Origin of the sequence: Mycobacterium sp. (assembly GCF_025965855.1) — a bacterium.
GTDB lineage: Bacteria > Actinomycetota > Actinomycetes > Mycobacteriales > Mycobacteriaceae > Mycobacterium.
Genome location: NZ_JAOPWB010000140.1, coordinates 18,366 through 40,805, shown reverse-complemented (window position 1 = coordinate 40,805; position 22,440 = coordinate 18,366). Strand labels below are relative to the sequence as shown.

The 22,440-nt window shown below is 67.2% G+C and carries 20 protein-coding genes; 9 read left to right on the top strand and 11 right to left on the bottom strand.

The window, feature by feature from the left end:
* Both JWP83_RS11235 and JWP83_RS11230 read right to left on the bottom strand, forming a co-directional pair.
* The coding region (locus JWP83_RS11235) for a cystathionine beta-synthase (protein ID WP_297730031.1) at positions 1-1,000 on the bottom strand (1,000 nt) is incomplete at its 3' end.
* A gap of 61 nt (positions 1,001-1,061) precedes the next feature.
* Complete coding sequence (locus tag JWP83_RS11230; RefSeq protein WP_297730030.1) at positions 1,062-2,129, bottom strand: alpha/beta hydrolase; 1,068 nt, start codon at positions 2,127-2,129, stop codon at positions 1,062-1,064.
* Between the two features lie 242 nt (positions 2,130-2,371).
* Between JWP83_RS11230 and JWP83_RS11225 the strand changes: the two genes are divergently transcribed.
* Positions 2,372-3,361, top strand: a complete 990-nt coding sequence (locus JWP83_RS11225; protein WP_297730034.1) for an SGNH/GDSL hydrolase family protein — start codon at positions 2,372-2,374, stop codon at positions 3,359-3,361.
* Between the two features lie 74 nt (positions 3,362-3,435).
* Positions 3,436-4,653: an acetyl-CoA C-acetyltransferase gene (locus JWP83_RS11220; protein ID WP_297730029.1), complete on the top strand. Its 1,218-nt coding sequence runs from the start codon at positions 3,436-3,438 to the stop codon at positions 4,651-4,653.
* A 209-nt stretch (positions 4,654-4,862) separates the two neighbouring features.
* On the opposite strand, the gene JWP83_RS11215 is transcribed toward JWP83_RS11220, so the two are convergent.
* Entirely contained in the window at positions 4,863-5,699 is an 837-nt protein-coding gene (locus tag JWP83_RS11215; protein ID WP_297730028.1) for a Bax inhibitor-1/YccA family protein, read from the bottom strand.
* A gap of 230 nt (positions 5,700-5,929) precedes the next feature.
* Between JWP83_RS11215 and JWP83_RS11210 the strand changes: the two genes are divergently transcribed.
* From JWP83_RS11210 to JWP83_RS11200, 3 genes are read left to right on the top strand one after another with little or no spacing between them, the layout of a single operon-like run.
* Positions 5,930-6,985, top strand: a complete 1,056-nt coding sequence (locus tag JWP83_RS11210; RefSeq protein ID WP_297730027.1) for an enoyl-CoA hydratase/isomerase family protein — start codon at positions 5,930-5,932, stop codon at positions 6,983-6,985.
* A gap of 12 nt (positions 6,986-6,997) precedes the next feature.
* Complete coding sequence (locus JWP83_RS11205; protein WP_297730026.1) at positions 6,998-7,783, top strand: enoyl-CoA hydratase; 786 nt, start codon at positions 6,998-7,000, stop codon at positions 7,781-7,783.
* A gap of 9 nt (positions 7,784-7,792) precedes the next feature.
* Complete coding sequence (locus JWP83_RS11200) at positions 7,793-9,571, top strand: alpha/beta-hydrolase family protein (RefSeq protein ID WP_297730025.1); 1,779 nt, start codon at positions 7,793-7,795, stop codon at positions 9,569-9,571.
* Here JWP83_RS11200 and JWP83_RS11195 read toward each other — a convergent pair.
* Both JWP83_RS11195 and JWP83_RS11190 read right to left on the bottom strand, forming a co-directional pair.
* Entirely contained in the window at positions 9,568-10,014 is a 447-nt protein-coding gene (locus tag JWP83_RS11195; RefSeq protein WP_297730024.1) for a rhodanese-like domain-containing protein, read from the bottom strand. The genes JWP83_RS11200 and JWP83_RS11195 overlap by 4 nt on opposite strands.
* Positions 10,014-10,619, bottom strand: coding sequence for a cysteine dioxygenase (locus tag JWP83_RS11190; protein WP_297730023.1), 606 nt, complete (start codon positions 10,617-10,619; stop codon positions 10,014-10,016). The genes JWP83_RS11195 and JWP83_RS11190 overlap by 1 nt, the downstream gene beginning before the upstream one ends.
* Positions 10,620-10,731: 112 nt before the next feature.
* Between JWP83_RS11190 and JWP83_RS11185 the strand changes: the two genes are divergently transcribed.
* Both JWP83_RS11185 and JWP83_RS11180 read left to right on the top strand, forming a co-directional pair.
* Entirely contained in the window at positions 10,732-11,175 is a 444-nt protein-coding gene (locus JWP83_RS11185) for a lipoprotein LpqV (RefSeq protein ID WP_297730022.1), read from the top strand.
* Positions 11,176-11,264: 89 nt separating this feature from the next.
* A complete protein-coding gene (locus JWP83_RS11180) occupies positions 11,265-12,338 on the top strand; it encodes a patatin-like phospholipase family protein (protein ID WP_297730021.1) in 1,074 nt (357 codons plus the stop codon).
* Here JWP83_RS11180 and JWP83_RS11175 read toward each other — a convergent pair whose 3' ends face one another.
* The 4 genes from JWP83_RS11175 to JWP83_RS11160 form a co-directional block, all read right to left on the bottom strand.
* Positions 12,339-13,208 carry a patatin-like phospholipase family protein gene (locus JWP83_RS11175; protein WP_297730020.1) on the bottom strand — a complete coding sequence of 290 codons (870 nt, stop codon included), beginning with the start codon at positions 13,206-13,208 and terminating at the stop codon, positions 12,339-12,341.
* A 9-nt stretch (positions 13,209-13,217) separates the two neighbouring features.
* Positions 13,218-14,096: a class II glutamine amidotransferase gene (locus tag JWP83_RS11170; protein ID WP_297730019.1), complete on the bottom strand. Its 879-nt coding sequence runs from the start codon at positions 14,094-14,096 to the stop codon at positions 13,218-13,220.
* A 342-nt stretch (positions 14,097-14,438) separates the two neighbouring features.
* Positions 14,439-16,067 (bottom strand): long-chain fatty acid--CoA ligase, encoded by a 1,629-nt coding sequence (locus tag JWP83_RS11165; RefSeq protein WP_297730018.1) that lies wholly within the window; start codon positions 16,065-16,067, stop codon positions 14,439-14,441.
* A 134-nt stretch (positions 16,068-16,201) separates the two neighbouring features.
* Positions 16,202-17,311, bottom strand: a complete 1,110-nt coding sequence (locus JWP83_RS11160; RefSeq protein ID WP_297730017.1) for a YncE family protein — start codon at positions 17,309-17,311, stop codon at positions 16,202-16,204.
* Positions 17,312-17,906: 595 nt separating this feature from the next.
* Here JWP83_RS11160 and JWP83_RS11155 point away from each other — a divergent pair.
* Positions 17,907-19,067: a methyltransferase gene (locus JWP83_RS11155; RefSeq protein ID WP_297730016.1), complete on the top strand. Its 1,161-nt coding sequence runs from the start codon at positions 17,907-17,909 to the stop codon at positions 19,065-19,067.
* Between the two features lie 14 nt (positions 19,068-19,081).
* On the opposite strand, the gene JWP83_RS11150 is transcribed toward JWP83_RS11155, so the two are convergent.
* Positions 19,082-19,420 (bottom strand): P-II family nitrogen regulator, encoded by a 339-nt coding sequence (locus tag JWP83_RS11150; RefSeq protein WP_297730015.1) that lies wholly within the window; start codon positions 19,418-19,420, stop codon positions 19,082-19,084.
* A 15-nt stretch (positions 19,421-19,435) separates the two neighbouring features.
* Positions 19,436-20,848, bottom strand: a complete 1,413-nt coding sequence (locus tag JWP83_RS11145) for an ammonium transporter (RefSeq protein ID WP_297730014.1) — start codon at positions 20,846-20,848, stop codon at positions 19,436-19,438.
* Positions 20,849-21,222: 374 nt separating this feature from the next.
* Here JWP83_RS11145 and JWP83_RS11140 point away from each other — a divergent pair, with 374 nt between their 5' ends.
* Positions 21,223-22,416, top strand: a complete 1,194-nt coding sequence (locus JWP83_RS11140; RefSeq protein WP_297730013.1) for an NAD(P)/FAD-dependent oxidoreductase — start codon at positions 21,223-21,225, stop codon at positions 22,414-22,416.
* Positions 22,417-22,440: the final 24 nt, after the last annotated feature.

Below are 22,440 nucleotides of genomic sequence, written 5' to 3'. Positions count from 1 at the left end.
GCACGTCGCCGACCGTGGGCTGCTCGATCGAGCCGTCCAGCCTGTTCCGCAGGAATCCGTACGACGACATCCAGGCGTCGTTGAAGATCTTCGACAGATAGCCGCGGCCGCCGTCGGGCAGCAGCACGACGACCAGCGCGTCGGGTCCGGCTTCCTCGGCGACCTTGAGCGCGGCGACCACCGCCATCCCGCACGACCCGCCGACCAGCATCGCCTCCTCGCGGGCCAGCCGCCTGGTCATGTTGAACGAGTCGGAGTCCGACACCGCGATGATCTGGTCGGGCACCGTGCGGTCGTACGCTTCCGGCCAGAAGTCCTCGCCGACGCCCTCCACCAGGTAGGGCCGCCCGCTGCCGCCCGAGTACACCGAGCCTTCGGGGTCGGCGCCGATGATGCGGACCCGGCCGCCGGACACCTCCTTGAGGTAGCGGCCCGCGCCGGTGATCGTCCCGCCGGTGCCGATGCCGGCCACGAAATGGGTGATCTTGCCGTCGGTATCGGCCCAGATCTCCGGCCCGGTGGTCGCGTAGTGGCTGGCCGGTCCCTCCGGGTTGGCGTACTGGTCGGGCTTCCAGGCCCCGTCGATCTCTTCGACGAGCCGGTCGGAGACGCTGTAGTAGCTGTCCGGGTGGTCGGGCGGCACCGCCGTCGGGCACACGACGACCTCCGCGCCGTAGGCGAGCAGCACGTTGCGCTTGTCCTCGCTGACCTTGTCGGGACAGACGAACACGCACTTGTACCCGCGGTGCTGGGCGACCAGGGCGAGGCCCACGCCGGTGTTGCCCGAAGTGGGTTCGACGATGGTGCCCCCGGGCTTGAGAAGGCCGCCGGCCTCGGCGGCGTCGATCATCTTCACCGCGATCCGGTCCTTCGAGCTACCGCCGGGGTTGAGGTATTCGACCTTGGCCGCCACCGTGCCCGCGCCGTCGGGGACGACGGAGTTCAGCCGAACTAGCGGCGTTCCACCGATGAGGTCACTGATGTGCTGCGCGATCCGCATACGTTCATCGTCTCAGGCGGTTTCGCGCGGCGCACACCCACTCGCCGGCCGGGGCTGGGCGCTAGCCGGTGGCTTCGCGGATGTAGTCGCCGATCTGGCGCAACGACCGGATCGCCTCCGGCACCAGCGGCGCGGCCAGCTGGAAGTCGTGGACCTGACCGGGCCAGACCCGCACCTCCGCCGGCACACCGACCGCCGCCAGCCGCGACGCCGCCAACTGCGCATCGTGCAGCAACACCTCGGATCCGGAAACGTGGATGAGCGTCCGCGGCAGGCCGGGCTTGATGTGCTCCAAGGGCTCGTAGATTTCTTCGGGTTTGCCGCCGACGATGTTCTTTTCGGCCGCGCTAGCAACCAACTCGATGAGCGCGTCAAACGCGTTCGCGGGGAACATCGCGTCGCTCTTGATGTTGGGGTGCGCCTGCTTGCATTCCTTTGCTAGCTGCAGCAGCGGCGAGATCGCTACCAGCGCCGCCGGCTCTTCACCTTCCTCCTGGAGGCGTTGTGCCAAGGCCAGCGCAAGATACCCGCCCGCGGAGTCACCGGCCAGCACGATCTGGTCCGGCTGGTAGCCGCGCTCGCGCAACCAGCGGTAGGCGTCGTGGCAGTCGTTGAGGGCCATCCCGACCGAGTGCTTGGGCAACAGCCGGTAGTTGACGACCAGCACGGGTGAGTCAGCAAACTTCGACAGCGTCTCGACCAGCCGGCCGTGTGAGTTTGCTCCACAAGTCAAAAACGCGCCGCCGTGCAGGTAGACAACCATCCGGCGGGTGCCATCCGCGGGCAGCACTCCGGGGGCGCGCACGAGCTGCGCGGAAGCATTGGGCAAGTTCACCGTCTCGCGGACGGTGGCGGACGCCGGGAGCAGAACCCGGGCCGCGACGTCGATCAGACCCCACGGCCACGGCAAGTCGGGAGCGTGGCTGCCGACGGCCAGAACCGGCCGGATCGTCAGCCGTGACGCGAGGTTGGCTACCCGTGCAGCAACGCTGGGACCGGACTCGAGTACCTCGACCGGCGCGCCGTCGCTGATTGCAAATCTGCGTGCCTCAACTCTACGTCGCTTGAAGACCTCATGTGGCCGAACGGTATTCCGGGGGGAACCGGATACCTTGCTAGGTGCGGTCATGCTCAACACTTCCTACGCCGTTGTAGTGCGATACAGCATGTGACGAGGCAGCCAAGCGTCTGGTTCAGCCCAAACTCCAGGGCGTTCAGCCAACCCCTTGAACTTAGCTTGACAGGCCTTCTGACTAGAACGTTTGAAGAATCTGATTTGATACCACATTTGATTCACAACGTGACCACATTGTTTGTCAGCGGCCCGCGCAAACACCCAAGCCGATCTAAACTGATTCCGTGACCATAAGGGTGCCGCGTCGTTCGGCGATCGCCCTGGCCACAGCGGGAGCGCTCGCCTCGACGGGTACGGCCTATCTCGGCGCACGCAACCTGCTGGCTGGCCAGGCGGCGCAGACGCGCACTGTCATTCCGAAGTCCTGGGACATCCCGCCGCGCGCCGACGGCGTGTACGCGGGCGGCGGCGGGCCGGTGCAGCGGTGGCAGCGCGGCATGGCCGCCGACATGCACCTCATGATCTTCGGCGACTCGACGGCCACCGGGTACGGCTGCGTGAGCGCCGAGGAAGTGCCCGGCGTGCTGATCGCGCGCGGACTGGCCGAGCGGACCGGAATGGTGATCCGCCTGAGCACCAAGGCCATCGTCGGCGCCACCTCGAAGGGTGTCGCCGGTCAGGTCGATGCGATGTTCGTGGCCGGACCGCCGCCGGACGTGGCAGTGATGATGCTGGGGGCCAACGACGTGACCGCCCTCAACGGGATCAGCCAGTCGGCGCAACGGCTGGCCGTGACGGTGCGCAAGTTGCACGCCCGCGGGGCGTTGGTGGTCGTCGGCACCTGCCCGGATCTGGGGGTCATCAGCGCCATCCCGCAACCGCTCCGTTCGCTGGCACATGCGCGGACTTCGCAACTCGCGCGAGCCCAGGCGGCCGCCGTCCGGGCGGCCGGCGGCGTGCCGGTCCCGCTGGCGCAGCTGCTGGCGCCCCGATTCCGGGCCGCACGCGACGTGATGTTCTCCGCCGACGGCTTCCACCCCTCGCCGGCCGCATACGCGCTGGCCGCCGAGGTGCTGCTGGTCGCGCTGTCCGACGCGCTGGGCATCGGGGTCGAGAGCCCGGCATCCGACGTACCGGCACCCGACCTACCCGGTCCGGCCGTCCCGGCGCCCGCGCTCGCGCCGGTCCTCGGTCAGGGCCACACGCGGCTCAGCGTGGTGTCGCGGCTGTGGCGGACGCCCGGAACGGCCGCCCCATCTGATTTTCAACCGGTCGGCACCGACTAGATTTGTTCTAGCCCGTCGGGGTGACCAGACACCCGCCTGTGAAGCGAGCCCGCATCCGCTGAAAGGGAACCGCCATGCCTGAAGCCGTCATAGTCTCAACTGCTCGCTCGCCGATCGGCCGGGCCATGAAGGGGTCGCTGGTCAGCATGCGGCCCGACGACCTGGCCGCCCAGATGGTGCGCGCCGCGCTCGACAAGGTGCCCGCGCTCAACCCCCACCAGATCGACGACCTCATCCTGGGCTGCGGCCTGCCGGGCGGCGAATCTGGCTTCAACATGGCGCGCGTCGTCGCCGTCGAGCTCGGGTACGACTTCCTGCCGGGCACCACGGTCAACCGGTACTGCTCGTCGTCGCTGCAGACCACGCGGATGGCGTTCCACGCGATCAAGGCGGGCGAGGGCGACGCGTTCATCTCGGCGGGCGTGGAGACCGTGTCCCGGTTCGGCAAGGGCAACTCCGACTCATGGCCCGACACCAAGAACCCGCTTTTCGACGATGCCCAGGAGCGTTCGACGGCCGCCGCCGCGGGCGCCGACGAATGGCACGATCCCCGCGCCGACGGGAACCTGCCCGACGTCTACATCGCGATGGGTCAGACCGCCGAAAACGTCGCCATCCTCACCGGCATCAGCCGCGAGGACCAGGACCGCTGGGGGGTGCGCAGCCAGAACCGCGCCGAGGACGCGATCAAGAGCGGATTCTTCGAGCGCGAGATCACCCCGGTCACCCTCCCCGACGGCACCACCGTCAGCACCGACGACGGCCCACGCGCGGGTACCACCTACGAGAAGATCAGCGAGCTCAAGCCGGTGTTCCGGCCCAACGGCACCGTGACCGCCGGCAACGCGTGTCCCCTGAACGACGGCGCGGCCGCGCTGGTGATCACCAGCGATACGAAGGCCAAGGAATTGGGCCTGACGCCGCTGGCCCGCATCGTGTCCACCGGGGTCAGCGGCCTCTCGCCGGAGATCATGGGCCTGGGCCCGATCGAGGCGAGCAAGAAGGCGTTGGTCAAGGCCGGCATGTCGATCGGCGACATCGACCTGTTCGAGATCAACGAGGCCTTCGCGGTGCAGGTGCTGGGCTCGGCGCGCGAGCTGGGCATGGACGAGGACAAGCTGAACGTGTCCGGTGGGGCGATCGCGCTTGGCCACCCGTTCGGCATGACCGGCGCGCGCATCGCCACCACCCTGCTCAACAACCTGCAGACCCAAGACAAGACGTTGGGCCTGGAAACCATGTGTGTCGGCGGCGGCCAGGGCATGGCGATGGTGATCGAGCGGCTGAGCTAGGCCGCCATTCGGCTGAGTGCACCCCCCGGGCATCCGCCGGCCGTTGAGTGTGCCGTGACGGCCTTCATTGGGCGCTCACGGCGGCGACACGCCGTTCGGTCCCACCACCACCGCACAGTCAAAGCCAGCACCGCACACTCAAAGCCGGCACCAGCACGAAAAAACCGGCACGCCAGGCGGCGTGCCGGTTTTTCCCGTCAGGGTCGGGGCTAGTCGTTTTGCAGGTAACTGAGCAGACGCAAGATCTCGAGGTAAAGCCAGACCAGGGTCACGGTGAGACCCAGGGCGACGCCCCACGCCGCCTTGTCCGGCGCACCCGCGCGGATCATCTGGTCGGCCGCGTCGAAGTCGATCAGGAAGCTGAACGCGGCGATAGCGATGCACACCAGCGAGAAGATGATCGCGATCGTTCCGCCGCTGCGGAGGCCCAAGCCCGCACCGCCGTTGAAATGGAACAGCGACAGAACGAGGTTGCCGAGCATCAGGGCCAGCACACCGAACATCGCGGCGACCAGCATCCGGGTGAACTTGGGCGTGACCCGGATGGCTCCGGTCTTGTAGACCACGAGCATCCCGAAGAACACCCCAAAGGTGCCGAGGACGGCCTCCCCGATCAGCGCACCCGCGTTGGCGTTCGAGACCTGGAAATTCGCGAAGACGAACGAGACCGCGCCGAGGAACAACCCCTCGAGCACGGCGTAGCTGAGCACGATCGCCGGGTTGTCCTGCTTGCGACCGAAGGTCGCGACCAGCACCAGCCCCAGGCCGCCGAGCGCGCCGATGAGGGTCAGCGGCATAGCCAGCGCCGGGTTCGAGGCCACCAGGAAGTAAGACACGACCGCCGCGACCGTCAGCACGGCCAGCGTTATGCCGGTCTTGGTGACGACGTCGTCGATGGTCAGTGGACGAGAGGCCCTGGTGTCCTGATAGGGAGCCGCGTAGGGGTCGGCCTGGTAATAGCCCTGGGCGGCGCCAGTGCCGAATTGCGCGTATCCGCCCCTCTGCTTGGGCAGCGAACGAAATACCGGGTTACTTGTCTCCCGCACCGTCGGATCCTCTCTAATGGCTGTGGGTTCGAGCTGTGCGAACACCTGCTCAACGACCAGCGGGCCGCCCAGGTTCCCAACGGACCTGCTGTTTTCTCGGTGTTTCCGGCTATTTAAACGGGCTCTGCTTTTGTCGTCCGGTCAAACATAAACCTTACCCGCGGGTGCCGCTTCAGTGGTGACGATCTAGATTGCTGGTCGAGACGGGCGGCGATTGGGAGGCTAGCGCATTGACTCAGGAAGCTGAGGAATCCGATGAGGTCCTGACCCGGGTCGAGAACGGCGTCGGGTTGATCACGCTCAACCGCCCCAAGGCGATCAACTCGTTGAATCAGACGATGGTGGACGCGTTGAGCGCCGTGCTCAGCCGGTGGGAAAACGACGACGCGGTGCGCGCGGTGGTGCTGTGCGGGGCCGGCGAACGCGGGTTGTGCGCCGGCGGCGATGTCGTCGCGGTCTACGAGAGCGCCCGCAAGGACGGCGTCGAGGTACGGAAATTCTGGCGTGACGAGTACCTGCTCAACGGCCAGATCGGCCGGTTCGCCAAGCCGTACGTGTCGTTGATGGACGGCATCGTGATGGGCGGCGGCGTCGGGGTCAGCGCGCACGGGAGCGTCCGCGTGGTGACCGAAACCTCAAAGGTGGCAATGCCCGAGGTCGGCATCGGGTTCATTCCCGACGTCGGCGGGGCGTTCCTGCTGTCCCGGGCGCCGGGTGCGCTGGGGCTGTACGCCGCCCTGACCGGGGCGCCGTTCTCCGGATCCGACGCCATCGCAATGGGATTCGCCGACCACTACGTCGCGCACGACGAACTGGACGCCTTCGCCAAAGCGGTCGTCGACGACGGCGTGCAGAGCGCGCTGGCCGCCCATGCCGTCGAACCGCCACCGAGTGAGCTGGCTGCACAGCGCAATTGGATCGATCAATGCTTCGCGGGCGACACCGTCGAGGACATCGTCGCCGCCCTGCGTGGTCACCAGGGTTCCGGCGCGGGACGCGCTGAAGACGCCGCCAACCTGATCGCCACCCGCTCCCCCATCGCCGTATCGGTGGCGCTGGAGGCGGTGCGTCGCGCCGCCAAAGTGGAGACACTGGAAGACGTTCTGGTCCAGGACTATCGGGTGTCGAGCGCGTCGGCGCGCTCACACGACCTGGTGGAGGGCATCCGGGCGCAGATCATTGACAAAGATCGCAATCCGAAGTGGTCGCCGGCGACGCTGGCGGAAGTCACCGCGACTGACGTCGAGGCGTATTTCGCGCCGGTCGACGACGACTTGAATTTCTAGAAAGGCGGTTGGGTGACCGAGTCCACGACATACGAAACCATCCTCGTCGAGCGCGATCAGCGGGTCGGGATCATCACACTGAACCGCCCTCAGGCACTCAACGCGCTCAACAGCCAGATGATGATCGAAGTCACCAGCGCGGCAACCGAATTAGATGACGACCCCAGAATCGGCGCCATCATCGTCACCGGTTCGGCAAAGGCGTTCGCGGCCGGTGCCGACATCAAGGAAATGGCGGGCCTGACCTTCGCCGACGCGTTCGGCGGTGACTTCTTCGCCACCTGGGGCAAACTCGCCGCCGTCCGCACCCCGACGATCGCCGCGGTCGCGGGACACGCGCTGGGCGGCGGCTGCGAGCTCGCCATGATGTGCGACCTGCTGATCGCCGCCGATACGGCGAAGTTCGGCCAGCCGGAGATCAAACTCGGTGTGCTGCCGGGCATGGGCGGTTCGCAGCGGCTGACCCGCGCCATCGGCAAGGCCAAGGCCATGGACCTCATCCTGACCGGGCGCACCATTGACGCCGCCGAAGCCGAACGGAGCGGCCTGGTTTCGCGGGTGGTGCCGGCAGACGACTTGCTGATCGAGGCCAAGGCCGTCGCCACCACCATTTCGAAGATGTCGCGCTCGGCGGCGCGGATGGCCAAAGAAGCCGTCAACCGCGCCTTCGAATCCACACTGTCCGAGGGACTTCTCTACGAGCGCAGGCTGTTTCATTCGACCTTCGCGACCGAGGACCAGTCCGAGGGAATGGCCGCATTCATCGAGAAGCGGCCTCCCAACTTCACGCACCGATAGGACGCTTCGATGAGCGACCCGGGTTCCGCGACGACCGCCCCTGAAGACGAATCGCCCGTTGCCGAAGGGTCCGACGGGACCGCGGAAACCATGGGAAACACAGAAATCGAGGCCAAACCCGAAACCGCCACGCCCCACCAGCCGACCGCGCACGAAAGACCTTGGTGGGCGCGCCATTACACCTTCACCGGCACCGCGGTCGGTCTTGTTTTCATTTGGTTTTCGCTGACGCCGTCCCTGCTGCCACGCGGCGCGATATTTCAGGGCCTCGTCAGCGGGGTCGCCGGGGCCATCGGCTATGGGCTGGGCGTCTTCGCCGTCTGGCTGGTCCGTTACATGCGCACCCGCAATTACAGCCCGCCGCCCCCGCGCTGGGCGTGGACGGTGCTGGTCCCTGTCGGCGTGATCGGCATGGTCCTCATGGCGATCCGGTTCCACGTCTGGCAAGACCGGGTGCGCGACCTGATGGGCGTCGCGCACCTGAAGTGGTACGACTACCCGATCGCCGCGGTCCTGTCGCTCGTGGTGCTGTTCACGCTGGTCGAAATCGGCCAGTTCGTCCGCTGGCTGATCAGTTTCCTGGTGGGACTGCTCGACCGGATCGCGCCGTTCCGCCTGTCGGTGACCATCGTGGTGGCGCTGCTGGTGGTGCTGACGATCACCCTGCTCAACGGCGTCGTGCTCAAATCCGCCATGCGCACGATGAACAACACGTTCGCCTCGGTCAACGACGAGATGAGCCCCGATACCGCTCCCCCGAGAACCCCGTTGCGATCCGGTGGCCCCGGGTCGCAGGTGTCCTGGGATTCGCTTGGCCACCAAGGCCGCATCTTCGTCCAAGGCGGTCCCAGGGTCGACGAACTCACCACGTTCAACGGTGCCCCGGCCACCGCGCCGATCCGGGCCTATGCCGGGCTGAACTCCGCGGACGGCATCACCGCGACCGCCGAACTCGCGGCGCGCGAGCTGCAGCGCACCGGCGGACTGCAGCGCGCCGTCGTCGCGGTCGCGACGACCACCGGGACGGGCTGGATCAACGAGGCGGAGGCCTCGGCGCTGGAGTACATGTACAACGGCAACACCGCGATCGTGAGCATGCAGTATTCGTTCCTGCCCAGCTGGCTTTCCTTCCTGGTGGACAAGGAAAACGCCCGCCACGCCGGCCAGGCGCTGTTTGAGGCCGTCGACCGGCTGATCCGCCAAATGCCCGAAGGGCAGCGCCCCAAGCTCGTGGTGTTCGGCGAGAGCCTCGGGTCGTTCGGTGGCGAGGCGCCGTTCATGAGCCTCAACAACCTCCTGGCCCGCACCGACGGCGCGTTGTTCAGCGGACCGACATTCAACAACACCATCTGGACGGACCTGACGGCGACACGCGACGCCGGTTCCCCGGAGTGGCTGCCGATCTACGACCACGGCAAGAACGTCCGGTTTGTCGCCCGCGCAAGCGATTTGGCGCGTCCGAACTCCGAGTGGGGCCACCCGCGGGTGGTCTATCTGCAGCACGCCTCGGATCCGATCGCCTGGTGGACCCCCGACCTGTTGTTCGCCAAGCCCGACTGGCTGCGCGAAAAGCGCGGCTACGACGTGCTACCCGAGACCCGCTGGATCCCGGTGGTGACGTTCCTGCAAGTCTCGGCCGACATGGCGGTGGCGGTGGACGTGCCCGACGGGCACGGCCACCACTACGTCGCCGATGTCGCCGACGCCTGGGCGGCGGTGCTGTCGCCGCCCGGGTGGACCCAGGAGAAGACGGACAAACTGCGGCCGCTGCTGCACGCCAACGGCTAAAGCCAGCGGCGCACGGTCCTGTCCCCGTTCGCCAGCACTCCGGGCCCCGGGTCGAGCGAATCACCGATGAGTTGGTCGAGCACACCGGAACCGACCAGCCCGTGGTAGCCGCCGATGACGTCGGTGGCCCGGTGCAGGCCGATGTCCAGGAGCGCGGCCGCCGCCAGGCTGGACGTGTAGCCCTCCGAGCACACGATCACCCATTCGACGTCGTCACCGACGGCCTCCGGCAGCCTGGCGTCGCTGGTCGGGTCGCAGCGCCACTCCAGCACGTTGCGTTCGATCACCAGCGCGCCCGGAAGCTCGCCCTCGCGAAACCGCTGGGCATGCGGCCGGATGTCGACCAGCACCGCCCCGCGCCTCAGCGCCTCGGGCACCTCGACGGCGCGAAGGCGTCGAAACCGGCGCCGGGCCGATCTCAGGACTAGGTCGATGCGGCTCATCAGGGTCCCTCCGGTTGGTCGGTCAGTTCGGTGCGCTGGCGGCGAAGCCTGTTGCGGTCGGTGACTTCGTAGTACGACATCGCCGTCAGCGGTGGCGAGTAGGCGTGCACGCTCAGGGTGGGCTGCACCCTGAAGGCGGTGGTCCCGGCGGCGGTCGCCCGTTCCGGGACGGGCCTGGGCGCCCACACCACGTCGTGCACCCAGCCCAGCGGGAACCCGGCCTGATCGCCGGCGTCGAGTCGGCGTCGGCGCAAACCCCGCCCGTCCCAACGGAATTCGTTCAGCGATCCGGACACCACGGTCAGCGCGCCCAGCGACCCGCCGTGGTCGTGCAGCTCGGTGGAATGACCGGGAATCCAGCTGATCAGCCAGACGTCCAGTTCGTCGTCGCCGTGAATCCGGGCGAACCAGCGCTTCGACTCCGGTATCCCGCCCCTCGGCAGCAGGTGGTCGCAGCGTCCGCTGAGGACCTGATCGGCGGCTTGGTCCGTGGCATGTAGCAGGTCGGGCACCCGCAGCCGCGTCGGCCCCGAGGACGGCGATGAGACGGTCAGGGGGCGGAGCGCACCGGAGGCGACAGCATGCGTCGCAACGGGAACAGACATTGAGGAGCTCCAAGAGGAACGGATTGGGCAGGCGGCGGCGGGTTAGGGCCGACAACACTCGCAAAATCCGAGGCGCTCCATCACGGCAGCCAGTGTTGCATAGATTGAGACCGTGCGCTGGTGCGGTCATCCCCCCGGGCAACGGGTTGCGGTTGTCGTCGCGGCGTTTTTGTTGGCGGTCACGGGGTGCTCGAACGGCGCGCCCAGCGGCAAGGTCACGTCGTCGTCGGCACGGCCGTCGGGCATCCCTCGCGGCCCCGCTTCGGCGCCGCCGGGCGCCGTGGGTGTCTCCCCCGGCGGCGTGACGACCAGGGTCGATGTCCCCGCGGATTCGACCGAGGAGGAGTACTTCCAGGCCTGCCACGCCGCGAAAGTCTGGATGGAAGCGCAGCCCAGTGCCGGTGTGGCGTTGTTCGAGCCGTACCTGGCGATGGTCGAGGCGTCGCAGTCGGGCACTGCCGGCACCTGGAACGCCCGATGGACGGACCTGACGCCGGCCCGGCAGGCGGCCGTGATCACCGCCGCGAGGGCGGCCGCCAACGACGAATGCGGGTAGGGCCGGACTCCGGCGCCAATTCCGATCACGCGTACCAAAAGTGCCGACCCGGCCGCTCACAATGCCTTCCGCCGCGCCAAAATGTACACATGCCCGGCGGACGTGGCGGAACGGTGGCGCGCCGATCATCACCGACCCGGGTGGCGCTGGCGCTGGGCAGCGGCGGCGCCCGCGGCTACGCCCACATCGGGGTGATCGAGGCGCTGCGGGCGCGCGACTACGAGATCGTCGGGATCGCCGGCTCCTCGATGGGCGCGATGGTCGGCGGCCTGCAAGCGGCCGGACGCCTCGACGAGTTCGCCGACTGGGCGAAGTCACTGACGCAGCGCACCATCCTGCGACTGCTGGATCCGGCCATCACCGCGGCCGGGGTGTTGCGGGCGGAGAAGATCCTGGACGCGGTGCGCGACATGCTGGGTCCGATGTCCATCGAGCAACTGCCCATCCCCTACACCGCGGTCGCCACCGACCTGCTGGCCGGCAAGTCGGTGTGGTTTCAGCGCGGCCCCCTCGACGAGGCGATCCGCGCGTCCATCGCGATACCGGGGGTGATCGCCCCGCACGCGTTCGACGGCCGCCTGCTCGCCGACGGCGGCATCCTGGATCCGCTGCCGATGGCCCCCATCGCCGCGGTCAACGCCGACCTGACCATCGCGGTCAGCCTCAGCGGCAGCGAGTCCGTCGGCGACCGCGAAGCGGAGCCCGGGGCCACCGTCGAGTGGTTGAACCGCATGATGCGCAGCACCTCCGCGCTGCTGGACACCGCGGCGGCCCGGTCCCTGCTGGACCGGCCGACGGCGCGAGCGGTGCTGAGCCGGTTCGGCGGAGCGGACAGCTGGGCCGACGCCCCCGCTGAAACAGAGGCCACCGAGGCCCACGAAATCGACCCCGACGACATCGCCGACGTTCCCGGGATTCCGAAGCTGGGCAGCTTCGAGGTGATGAACCGGACGATCGACATCGCCCAATCCGCGCTGGCCCGGCACACGCTGGCGGCCTACCCGCCCGACGTGCTGATCGAGGTGCCGCGTTCGACCTGCCGGGGGCTGGAGTTTCACCGGGCGGTGGAAGTGATCGACGTGGGCCGCGCGCTGGCCAACCAGGCCCTGGACGCGTTCGAAACCGATCCGGAGCAGACGGGCCCGCCCGCGCTCGAGGGTTGATCAGGCGCTCAGGAACCGCGCGACGGCCTCCGCTTCGCGGCGGCCCTGTTCGCGCCCGGCCACGGCAGAATCGATGCGGCAGCGCGGGTCCAGCGGATTGGGCCCGAACGCCGCCAGCGAGTCGGCGTCGGCGAACACCACGAACGTCGCTCCGGGGAACGCCGCGACCTCGGCGGCCGGCCCGTCGCCGAACGGCGCCGGCACGTCCGCCCCCGAGGGCACCAGCACCACCGCCGCGTCGCAGTCGCCGGCCACCCCGAGGTTGACCGAGCTGCCGACCCCGCCGTCCATATAGCGCCGGCCCCCGATCGTCACCGCCGGCCACGCGCCCGGCACCGCGCAACTGGCCGCCACCGCATCGACAAGCCCGACGCCCGACTCCCGATCGAAGACGACCAGTTCGCCGGTGGCCACGTCGATGGCGGTGAGCCGCAGCACCCGTTCCGGCCATTCGTGCGACGGCAGGCGCTGGGCGATCACCCGGCGCCGGACGGGCTCGGGAACGGTTTGGGTCGCCAACGCCACGGCCCCGATCCGCCGCATCTGCTGCCGGGTCTTGTCCGGGGTGTCGTCGTACGGCTGACCCAAGGCGGTCAGGAAGACGTCGGTGATGTCGTCGATGTCGACGCCGGAATCGATCTCGGCCGACGACTCGGCGACTTGCCGCTCGAACAGCACCTCGAGCGGGCGGCCGCTGCCGATCTGCGCGGCGACCGCGGCGCCCGCCGAGGTCCCCACCAGCACATCGGAATCCAGCAGCAACCGGGCCGCCGCCGGCGACTCGTCGGCGATGCCGCGCAGAACCCCTGTCTCCCAAGCGATTCCGGCTATTCCGCCGCCGGCCAGCACTAGCGCGCGTCTGGTCGCCACGATCGCGTCCTACACCGACGTGTGCTGCGCCGCCTGGGCCGGCGCGCTGAGGTCGGACCGACGAAGCTGGTGCGCGGGCGGGTCGGGCAGCACGACGCGGCGGGTGATCCGCAGCCCGGCGTCGACATGGACCAGCGCTCCGGGTTCGAGCGGGCACCAGCGCGGGTCGTCGTCCATGGGTTCGCTGGCGAACACCACCGAGGAGCGGGCGCGCAGGTGCTCGGATTGCGCGCGGATTCGGTGCGTGCGTAAGTCGAAGTCGGGGTTGCTCGCACCCGGCTGGTGCTCGTGGCGCCGATCCAGGAGATAGAGCTCATTGGCCTCCGGGTAGCGCAGCGCCCACATGTCGGTGGCCGTGCTCAGCAGGACGTTGAGCGCGTAGATCGGCGCATTCGCCGCCAGCCACCGCACGGCGTCGACGAGGCCCGCCGTCTCGTCGCCGCCCCGGCCGCGGATGCAACCGGTGATCAAGGCGAACACCCGCTCGGAATCGGTCTCGCCCAGGACCAGGCCGTCGGTGCCGAGCTCGCGCAGCCGTTCGTCGATGGCTTCCAGCCCCTGGACCACGCCGTTGTGCGCGAAGATCCGGCCGTCTTGCAAAAACGGGTGGGTGTTGCGCACGTCGAGCGACCCGGTCGTCGCGTAACGGACGTGGGCGACGAAGGTCGTGCCGGTCAGTCGGTGCGCCTCGGTGGCGAATTGGCTGTCCTGCCAGGCCGCGATCGGCTCCTTGTGCAGCCGTGGCCGACCGTTCGGGTCAAAGACACCGAGGCCCGTGCCGTCCGGGTTCTTCCGGCTCTGCTCGGCCAGGCTATCCGGGGCGTTCAGCAACCAAAACGTCGCGGTGCAAGCCTCTGTCCCGGCGTGCAAGCCAAAAAGTCGGCACATGATTTCGACGGTACCGAAGGCGGTTGGGGGTCAGCCCGTCAGCCCGTCAGCCGATAGACTCCGTTGGGTTCCGCGACACTTAGACAGTTGCGACGACACGCCGAAGTTCATCGCAACGGATGCAATCTCGCGGCATCCGCGAGCACGCCAACCATTCCCGCACCTCCCGGACGGGCGGAATTGGGCCGCGCCGGCGCCAGGGATTCGTCGACGACGAGCGATTGTGGCACTGGCATAACGCCTTTCATTCAGCGCGCCCTCACTCGCGAGCAGACGCAAAAGCCCCGTTTTGGGCCGCAAACCGGGTACTTTTGCGTCTGCTCGCGGGTAAACCGCACGTGCTCAGTCGCGGGCCTCGACCACCCAATAGCCATGCTCGGCGTATCGCGCCCGGATGGCTTTCTTGTCGTACTTGCCGACGCTGGTGCGCGGAATCTCCTCGACGAACGTCCACCGCTCGGGCAGCCACCACCGAACGACCTTGTCTGCGAGGAACTTTCGCAGGTCTTCGGCGCTTACCGACGAGCGCTTGGCCACGACGACCGCGAGGGGCCGTTCCTGCCACCGCTCGTCGGGAACCCCGACAACCGCGGCCTCGAGCACCTGCGGGTGCCCGATCAGGCAGTTCTCCAGCTCGACCGACGAGATCCATTCCCCGCCGGACTTGATGACGTCTTTGGCGCGGTCGGTCAGCGTGACGAAGCCTCGCTCGTCGATGCGGCCCACATCGCCGGTGCGCAGCCAGCCGGAGTCGAACTTGGAGTCGTCGCGGCCCAGGTAGTAGGCGCCGGCGATCCACGGCCCGCGGACCTCCACCTCGCCCACGGCGTCGCCGTCGTTGGGCAGCACCGCGCCGTCGTCGTCGACGATCCGCATCTCCACCCCGCATACCGGTTGGCCCTGCGTCGCGCGGAACGCCCAGTGCTGGTCCTCCGGGGTTCCCGGCGGCGGCCAGGCCATGGTGGCCATCGGCGACGTCTCCGTCATGCCCCACAGCTGGCGGATCTGGACGCCGTGCTTTTCCTCGAACATGCGCATCAGCGATACCGGAACCGCCGAGCCGCCGCACACCACGAGGCGCAGCGACGACACGTCGTGGTCGGGGTCATCCTCCAACCGATGCAGCACGTCGTTCCAGATGGTCGGGACGGCGCCGGCCACCGTGGGCCGCAGGGTCTCCACCATGCCGATCAGCGAGCGGGCGTCGAGATGGCAATCGGGGAGCACCAGGTCGGCACCCGCCATCAGCGCCGCGTACGGCAGCCCCCACGCGTTCGCGTGAAACATCGGCACGATCGGCAGCACGCTGTCGATCGCGCCGACGCCGATGCCGTTCGTGGCACACGTCGCCATGGCGTGCAGGAAACTCGAACGATGGCTGTAGACCACGCCTTTCGGGTTGCCGGTGGTGCCGCTGGTGTAGCACATCGCGGCCGCGGACCTCTCGTCGATCTGCGGCCACCCAAAGTCGGGTGATTCGGCGTCAATCAATTCGGCGTAGCTCAGTACGGTCTTGCCGGATTCCTGCAGCGGCCCGGTGTCGCCTTCCCCCACCATGATCACCGTGTGTACGCTCTCGAGTTGGGTGAGGACCGGCGCCAGCAGTTTGGCGAGTGACGCGTCGACCAGCACCACCTGGTCTTCGGCCTCGTTGGCCACATAGGCGATCTGCTCGGGGAACAGGCGGATGTTGAGGGTGTGCAGGACGGCGCCCATCGACGGCACCGCGAGGTAGGTCGCCAGGTGCTCGAGGTTGTTCCACATGAACGTCGCGACGCGCTGGTCTCCGGTAACGCCGAGGCGGCGCAATGCGTTTGCCAACTGGGCGGCCTGTTCACCCAGTTCGCGGTAGGTGGCTTGACGGTAGCCGTCCCCGGTGGCCGTGGTGACCGTACGTGCTCCGTGTACCCCGCAGCCGTGCCGCATGATCGCGGCGACCGTCAGCGGAAAGTCCTGCATCGTGCTGTCCATCGCTGTACCGCCTTAGAAGTCTCGACGCGGCACCGCCTCGTGTGCGGTCGGGCGAATGCTATCGCCGCACACGGCCATGAGAAAACCGGTTCCCCGACAATGCCCGTTTTACCCGGGCTTACCCGGGTGAAGCGTCAGGCGAGAGCCGGCTCGCGCTGCAGCAATTCGGGCACGACCCAGTCGGCCGGGGGTGCACTCTCCGGCACGGAGACTTCTGCGGTCTCGACGCCCAACGCGACGATCGAGGCGACCGGTGCCACCGTGACCGTGCCGGAATAGTCGGCGATGTATAGGTATCTGGCGTCGGCGCTTTCGACCACGCACGACGGCTGGTTCGCCACCCTGATGGTGCCGACGACGTCGTGGGTGAGGGTGGACAGCACCGTGACGCCGTCGTCGCTGACCAGGTAGGCGCGATCGCCGTCGCCGCTGAGCGTCAGGCCGGTGAGGATGCCCCCGACCTCGCTGATCTTGCTGGTGCCGGTGATTTTCGCGGTGCGGGTGTCGACGACGTCGATCACCGCGCCCAATTCGGGAGCGCAACTGGCCACGTAGGCGATCGCGCCATTGGGGCTGAGCGCGACGTCGCGGATGGGCAAACCGATCTCGACGGTACCGAGAACGCGCCGTCGGGTCTGCGCGTGCGCGTCGATCACGACGAGCTGTCCGCCGGCGGCGCCGTTGGTGGCGACGTACAGGCGGCCTCCCTCGGCGCTGGCCCGGACGCATTCCGCGGTGGTTCCCGGCCGGTGTGGCAGAGCGATCTCCTCCGCACGCCCGGTCCTGGTGTCCAGGACGACGACGTCGGGGCCGCCGGCGCCGTTGCGGCTCGCGTAGACGTAATTCCCATCGGGGCTGACCGCCAGGTCGCTCACGCTGAGCGCCAGCGGATGCGTCGCGATGACCGTGTTGGTTGGCACGTCGATGACCCCGATCGAGTCATACGCCGGTGTCACGGTGCTGACATATGCGCGGTTGGTGTCGCGGCTGCCCACGGCGAGCGCGAACGGCTCGTCGAGGCCGGGAACGGTCTGCACGACGCCGCAGGTGTCGGTGTCGATGACCGAGACACTGTCGCGGCCGTAGTTGGCCACCATCAGTCGGGTGCCGTCCGGGCTGGCGGCGATGCCGCTGATCGGACCTTGGCGCACGGCGATCTGCACGACGATCGGGAATCCGGCTGCCGCGCCCAATTCGATGGCCTGGCCCCCGCCGGTGTCCTTCCGGTGGTTCACCTCGCGCATGCTGGCACCGCCTTCGCTCGCTCGTGATACGTCCGCGGGCGCCACAGGGTCGCAGCGACTCCGTTCGACACCTGCGGCCCTGGATAAACCGCGCTACAGCACCCAGAGATGATTGCTTTTAACAAATTTTACTGACGAAATTCTGGGCAAATTTATTTCGCGCTGCGCAGTGTGACCCACGTCACGGCAATAATAGCGATATGACCCCTGCTGCGGTTAAACAATTAACCGCGGCCGATCGGACGGCGAACACCAACCACCGTATTTTACAGGTGTTTTCGGCAACAGAGCTAACCACCGCGGCGAGTGGACAGCGGTCCATAAATAAGGAAACTCTTACAATTCATCACCTGGGGAGTTGAATGTCACAGTGTGCTCGCTCGCGCGCGTCACTAACCCAAACAATTCGCCGGTTGTGCCCCTCGTGTTCGCGAATTGAGCGCGCCAGCTAACTGATGGATCCCGCCCGCCTCCACCTCGGCGGCGGTCGACGTGATGACGGGCAATCCCCGTGGCGGCAGTGATCGGCGAACCACGGAGGCGCCGGCAACGTTTCACCGCAAAGACCTGGAGTCAATCGGAAGGGCTTGCCACGATGATGCTCGACGTAGGTTCCACGCCGTCCGTGCGCAACCGCGCTCAAGACATCCGCCGCGAACAACGGATGATGCGCGCCTTCCAGAATCCGATCCTGGGTCCCCTGTTGCGCCGCTTCGGTGGCCCGGAGGACATCGTGCAGATGGGCATGTCCTTTTGGTCCTCACGACTGATACTTTCGGCGGTCGAATCAGGCGTTTTTACCGAGTTGGGCAATGGACCGGCCTCCGAAAGGGAGCTGGCCGACGCCCTCGGCTGGCACCCGCGTGCCGCGGCTACAGCACTGGACGCCTTGGTCGCCGCCGGATTGCTGCGACGCGACAAAGCGGGCCGGTACGCCAATACGATTCGCAGCTCGATGTTCCTCGACCGGACCAAGCCGAGCTATGTCGGTGGGCTGATGGAGTTGTCAAGCAAGCGTCTGTACGGCCTTTGGTCGAGCCTGGACGATCTCCTTCGCACCGGTCGTCCCGGGGCCGAAGAGGAACGCGGTGATAACGAATTCTTCTCCATGCTTTACCGTGATCCGTTGGCGCTAAAGGGATTTCTAGCCGGGATGACGGGCATCTCGACCGGGGAGGCGACGCTGCTGGCGGCTCGGTTTCCGTGGAAGCGCTTTCGTACGTTTTGCGACGTCGGTTGCGCCCAAGGCGCGTTTCCGGTGCGGGTCGCGCTGACCCACCGTCACTTGCGCGGCACGGGCTTCGACTTCCCGGCCGTGCGACCGATATTCGAAGAATATGTCGAGTCGTTCGATTTGGGCGGCCGATTGGACTTCGTCGAGGGAGACTTCCTCGAAGGCCCGCTGCCGCGCGCCGACGTAATTTCGTTCGGTCACGTGTTTCACGGACGAAACCACGAGATCCGTCAGGAACTGGTGGCGAAGGCATACGCGGCGACTCCGCCCGGCGGCGCAATCATCGTGTACGACGCCATGATTCGGTCCAGGCTGGCGAAGAGCCACGGCAACAATTACATGAGCCTGCTGTCCAGCCTCAACATCATGATGGAGTCGCGCGAGGGCTACGAATCCTCCACCGCCGCCTGCGCGGAGCTGCTTCGCGCCGGTGGCTTCACCCGGATCAAGGTGCGACATCTCGTAGGCCCCACCTCGGCGGTGTTCGGCTACAAGCCGGGCCGGTTGCCGACGGCAGCCTGACGCGGGATTCGCCGTTAGAGGGCGTCGTGGTCGCGTTCCCCGGTCCGGATGCGGATCACCTTCTCCACCGGTGAAACCCACACCTTGCCGTCGCCGATCTTCCCGGTGCGGGCCGCGCCGATGATCGCGTCGACAACTCGATCGGCGAACGCCTCGTCGACCAGTACGTCGACGCGGACCTTCGGAACGAACTCGACCGCGTACTCGGCTCCGCGGTACACCTCGGTGTGCCCCCGCTGCCTGCCGAACCCTTGGACCTCGGTGACGGTCATACCCAGCACCCCGACGGCCTCCACGGCGTGCCGGACGTCATCGAGCGTGAAGGGCTTGACGATCCCGGTGACCAGCTTCATGGTTTCACCACAACCTCAATCGTCCGCGGTTTCGGCGGGCTCTTCGGCCGCCTGGGTCCGCGCGGCCGCCAACGGTTCGACCCGCCGGCCCGTGACGAGGCCTTCGTCGGGGTAGGCCTCTTCGTCGTGCGCGCCGAGGTCGCCAGTTTCCAGCACCTCGTCGGGCAGCCGCAACTTCATGAAGAGTCCGAGGACTCTCAGGATGACGAACGTGACGAGCGCATCCCAGACGATGACCGTGCCCGCAGCCCCGGCCTGAATCAGGATCTGTTTGGGATGGTGGCCGTACAGCCAACCGGCGTAGGTCACGTCCTGCCCGGTGCTGCCACCCAGGTACACAACGATTTTCGGGTCGGCGAGTACCCCGACGAGCAGTCCGCCCGCCAAGCCCGCCACGCCGTGGGTATGGAAAACGCCGAGGGTGTCGTCGACCTTCTTGAAGAGCCTCGCCCGGCCGAGCCAGTTCCACGACATCCAGACCAGGGAAGAGGCGACGACGCCGATGATCATCGCGCCGAAGGTGTTGACATAGCCGGCCGCGGGGGTGATTGCGACCAGCCCGGTGATCATGCCGTTGACCGCGCCGAGGAACGTCGGCTTGCGCTGCTTGCTCACGAAGATGTCCCAGATCACCCAGGTGAGCAGCGCGACGGCGGTGGTGAGGTTCGTGTTGATCACCGCCAGTGACGCGTCGGCACCCGAGAAGTAAGGGTCGCCGCCGTTGAACCCGTTCCAGCCCAGCCACAGGACGCCGGCCCCGACCGCGGCCATCGGAAGGTTGTTGGGCACGGCGCGTTCCCGGTCGCGGGCCAACCGCGGACCGATCACCGCGGCGGCGACGAATCCGCTGGTTCCGGCGGCTAGGTGGATCACGTACCCACCGCTGTAGTCCAGCGCGCCCGCCTGTCCCCACCAGCCGCCGCCCCACAACAGGAACGCGTTGACCGAATAGGCGAACGTCGACCACAGCGGAACGAAGATCAGCCACACCTTGAAGCTGATCCGGCCGACGACGCTGCCGAGAAACAGCAGCGGCGTGATAGCGGCGAACACGAACTGGAAGTACGCCAGCGTGGTCTCCGAGAAGCGGAACTTCGGCATGGCGCCGTCCAACAACGGGATGACGGCCTGTCCCTGATTGTCACTGCCCAGGATGGTGTGCGGAATGCCCACCGCGGCCCTCAAGATGCCCGGGCCGAGCTTGAGCGGCTCGCCGAAACCCATCTTGAAGACCCAGAGGACCCACACGACCAGCACCAGCGAGAATCCGGTGAAGGCCATCAGCATGGTGTTGACGGCCCACTTCTTCTGCACGATGCCGCCGTACAGCACGGCGATGCCGGGGATGCTCATTAGGCCGACCAGAGTCGCGGCCATCAACTGCCAGGCGTTATCGCCGGGATTCAGCCAATCGGGATAGGGCAACATGGTTAAGGCACACCCCAATTCGAGCCAACGGGCAGTAATTCACGCTGCGATGCGAAGTGACGCGGTAGACGGGTGAAGCCTCGAACGGGGATGTTTCGGGCGTGTGTTCAACGGTTTAAATCCTGATTTCGATCCGCAACCCGCGTCGGCCCCTTCGGCCACGCCCGCGTCGCGGTCTTAGCGGACCGTCGCACCGCGGCTGCGAGCGCCGGGAAAGTGCCGCGGCGCGAAAATTGTTTTGCCGCTGCCAATTTCACACGAGTCAAATGAAGCGGGTTCCTGAACCAATTGTGCCGCAACATCGTCGGAGATATATAGGCCGGTTGTGAGGTCCATCCAGGGCCGCATGCTGGACGTCAGTGGACAGGAAAGCTATGCAACGAAATTCGGAGCTTAGGCTCGTCAAAACCGAACCACTGGAGTATCAGGTCGTCGTCGTCGGCGCCGGGGCAGCCGGAGTCTCGATGGCGCTCAGCCTGAGCGACCGTGGCGTACGTCCACTGCTGATCGACCGCGCCGACGAGGTGGCCTCATCCTGGCGAGGGCGCTACGACAGGCTGAAACTCAATACGTGCAAGCAATTTTCGCATCTCCCCGGCCGGCCATATCCCAAAGACACTCCGATTTTTCCGACCCGCGATCAAGTCGTCGACCACCTGGAAAGACACGCCCGCGACGACGGGATCGAGTTGCGGCTCAACACCGAGGTCTGCCAGATCGACCGCCACCGCGACGGCTGGTTGGTGCGAACCACGTCCGGCGATATCGCCTGCCGCCAGGTGGTCATGGCGACCGGATACGAACACACGCCACGAATGCCCTTATGGCCGGGCCTGGACGGCTTCAAGGGCCGCGTGCTGCATTCGTCGGCCTACCGCAACCCCGCCCCGTACCGCGACAAACGCGTCCTCCTGGTGGGAGCCGGTTCGTCGGCGATGGAGATCGTCCACGACGTGGCCTCCGGTGGAGCGCGGAAAGCGTGGCTAGCGGTGCGTACGTCACCGAACATCATGCTGCGCTCGTTGCCCGGCGGGCTGCCCTCGGATCTGATCGCGACGCCGCTTTTCCGCGCGCCCGTCCGGCTCGCTGATGCATTGGCCGCGTTCGGTCGCCGGTTGAGCATCGGAGACCTCGCCGCATTCGGGTTGCCGACGCCCGCCGAAGGCGTGTTCGCCCGCGGGATCAGGCTGGGCCGCGCACCCGCGATCGTCGATAGGGAAGTGATCGAGGCGATCCGCGACGGTTCGTTCGAGGTGGTTCCGACCATCGAGCGATTCGACGGTTCCGACGTCTGGTTGGTCGACGGACGGCGCCTGAAACCGGACGCGGTCATCTGCGCCACGGGCTACCGGCGCGGCCTGGAACCCATGGTAGGTCACCTCGGCGTGCTCGATGAGTGCGGCTTGCCCGTGGCCGCCGGCGAAATGCCGGCCGCACCGGGCCTGCGGTTCATCGGCTTCCAATCTCGTCCCGGGCTGCTCGGCTTTGTCGCCAAGCAGTCCAGAAACGTTGCCCGGCGCATTGCCGCGGAACTCGAAACCGCTTCGTCGTCGCGCCAGCTCCGCTAAGTTTGGCAAACATACAATACTCGT

Bases quoted from the DNA above. Each gene is read 5' to 3' on its own strand.
- JWP83_RS11230 (WP_297730030.1), bottom strand. From the start codon at position 2,129: ATGACCGCACCTAGCAAGGTATCCGGTTCCCCCCGGAATACCGTTCGG.
- JWP83_RS11220 (WP_297730029.1), top strand. From the start codon at position 3,436: ATGCCTGAAGCCGTCATAGTCTCAACTGCTCGCTCGCCGATCGGCCGG.
- JWP83_RS11200 (WP_297730025.1), top strand. From the start codon at position 7,793: ATGAGCGACCCGGGTTCCGCGACGACCGCCCCTGAAGACGAATCGCCC.
- JWP83_RS11195 (WP_297730024.1), bottom strand. From the start codon at position 10,014: ATGAGCCGCATCGACCTAGTCCTGAGATCGGCCCGGCGCCGGTTTCGA.
- JWP83_RS11190 (WP_297730023.1), bottom strand. From the start codon at position 10,619: ATGTCTGTTCCCGTTGCGACGCATGCTGTCGCCTCCGGTGCGCTCCGC.
- JWP83_RS11180 (WP_297730021.1), top strand. From the start codon at position 11,265: ATGCCCGGCGGACGTGGCGGAACGGTGGCGCGCCGATCATCACCGACC.
- JWP83_RS11170 (WP_297730019.1), bottom strand. From the start codon at position 14,096: ATGTGCCGACTTTTTGGCTTGCACGCCGGGACAGAGGCTTGCACCGCG.
- JWP83_RS11165 (WP_297730018.1), bottom strand. From the start codon at position 16,067: ATGGACAGCACGATGCAGGACTTTCCGCTGACGGTCGCCGCGATCATG.
- JWP83_RS11160 (WP_297730017.1), bottom strand. From the start codon at position 17,311: ATGCGCGAGGTGAACCACCGGAAGGACACCGGCGGGGGCCAGGCCATC.
- JWP83_RS11155 (WP_297730016.1), top strand. From the start codon at position 17,907: ATGATGCTCGACGTAGGTTCCACGCCGTCCGTGCGCAACCGCGCTCAA.
- JWP83_RS11150 (WP_297730015.1), bottom strand. From the start codon at position 19,420: ATGAAGCTGGTCACCGGGATCGTCAAGCCCTTCACGCTCGATGACGTC.
- JWP83_RS11145 (WP_297730014.1), bottom strand. From the start codon at position 20,848: ATGTTGCCCTATCCCGATTGGCTGAATCCCGGCGATAACGCCTGGCAG.
- JWP83_RS11140 (WP_297730013.1), top strand. From the start codon at position 21,223: ATGCAACGAAATTCGGAGCTTAGGCTCGTCAAAACCGAACCACTGGAG.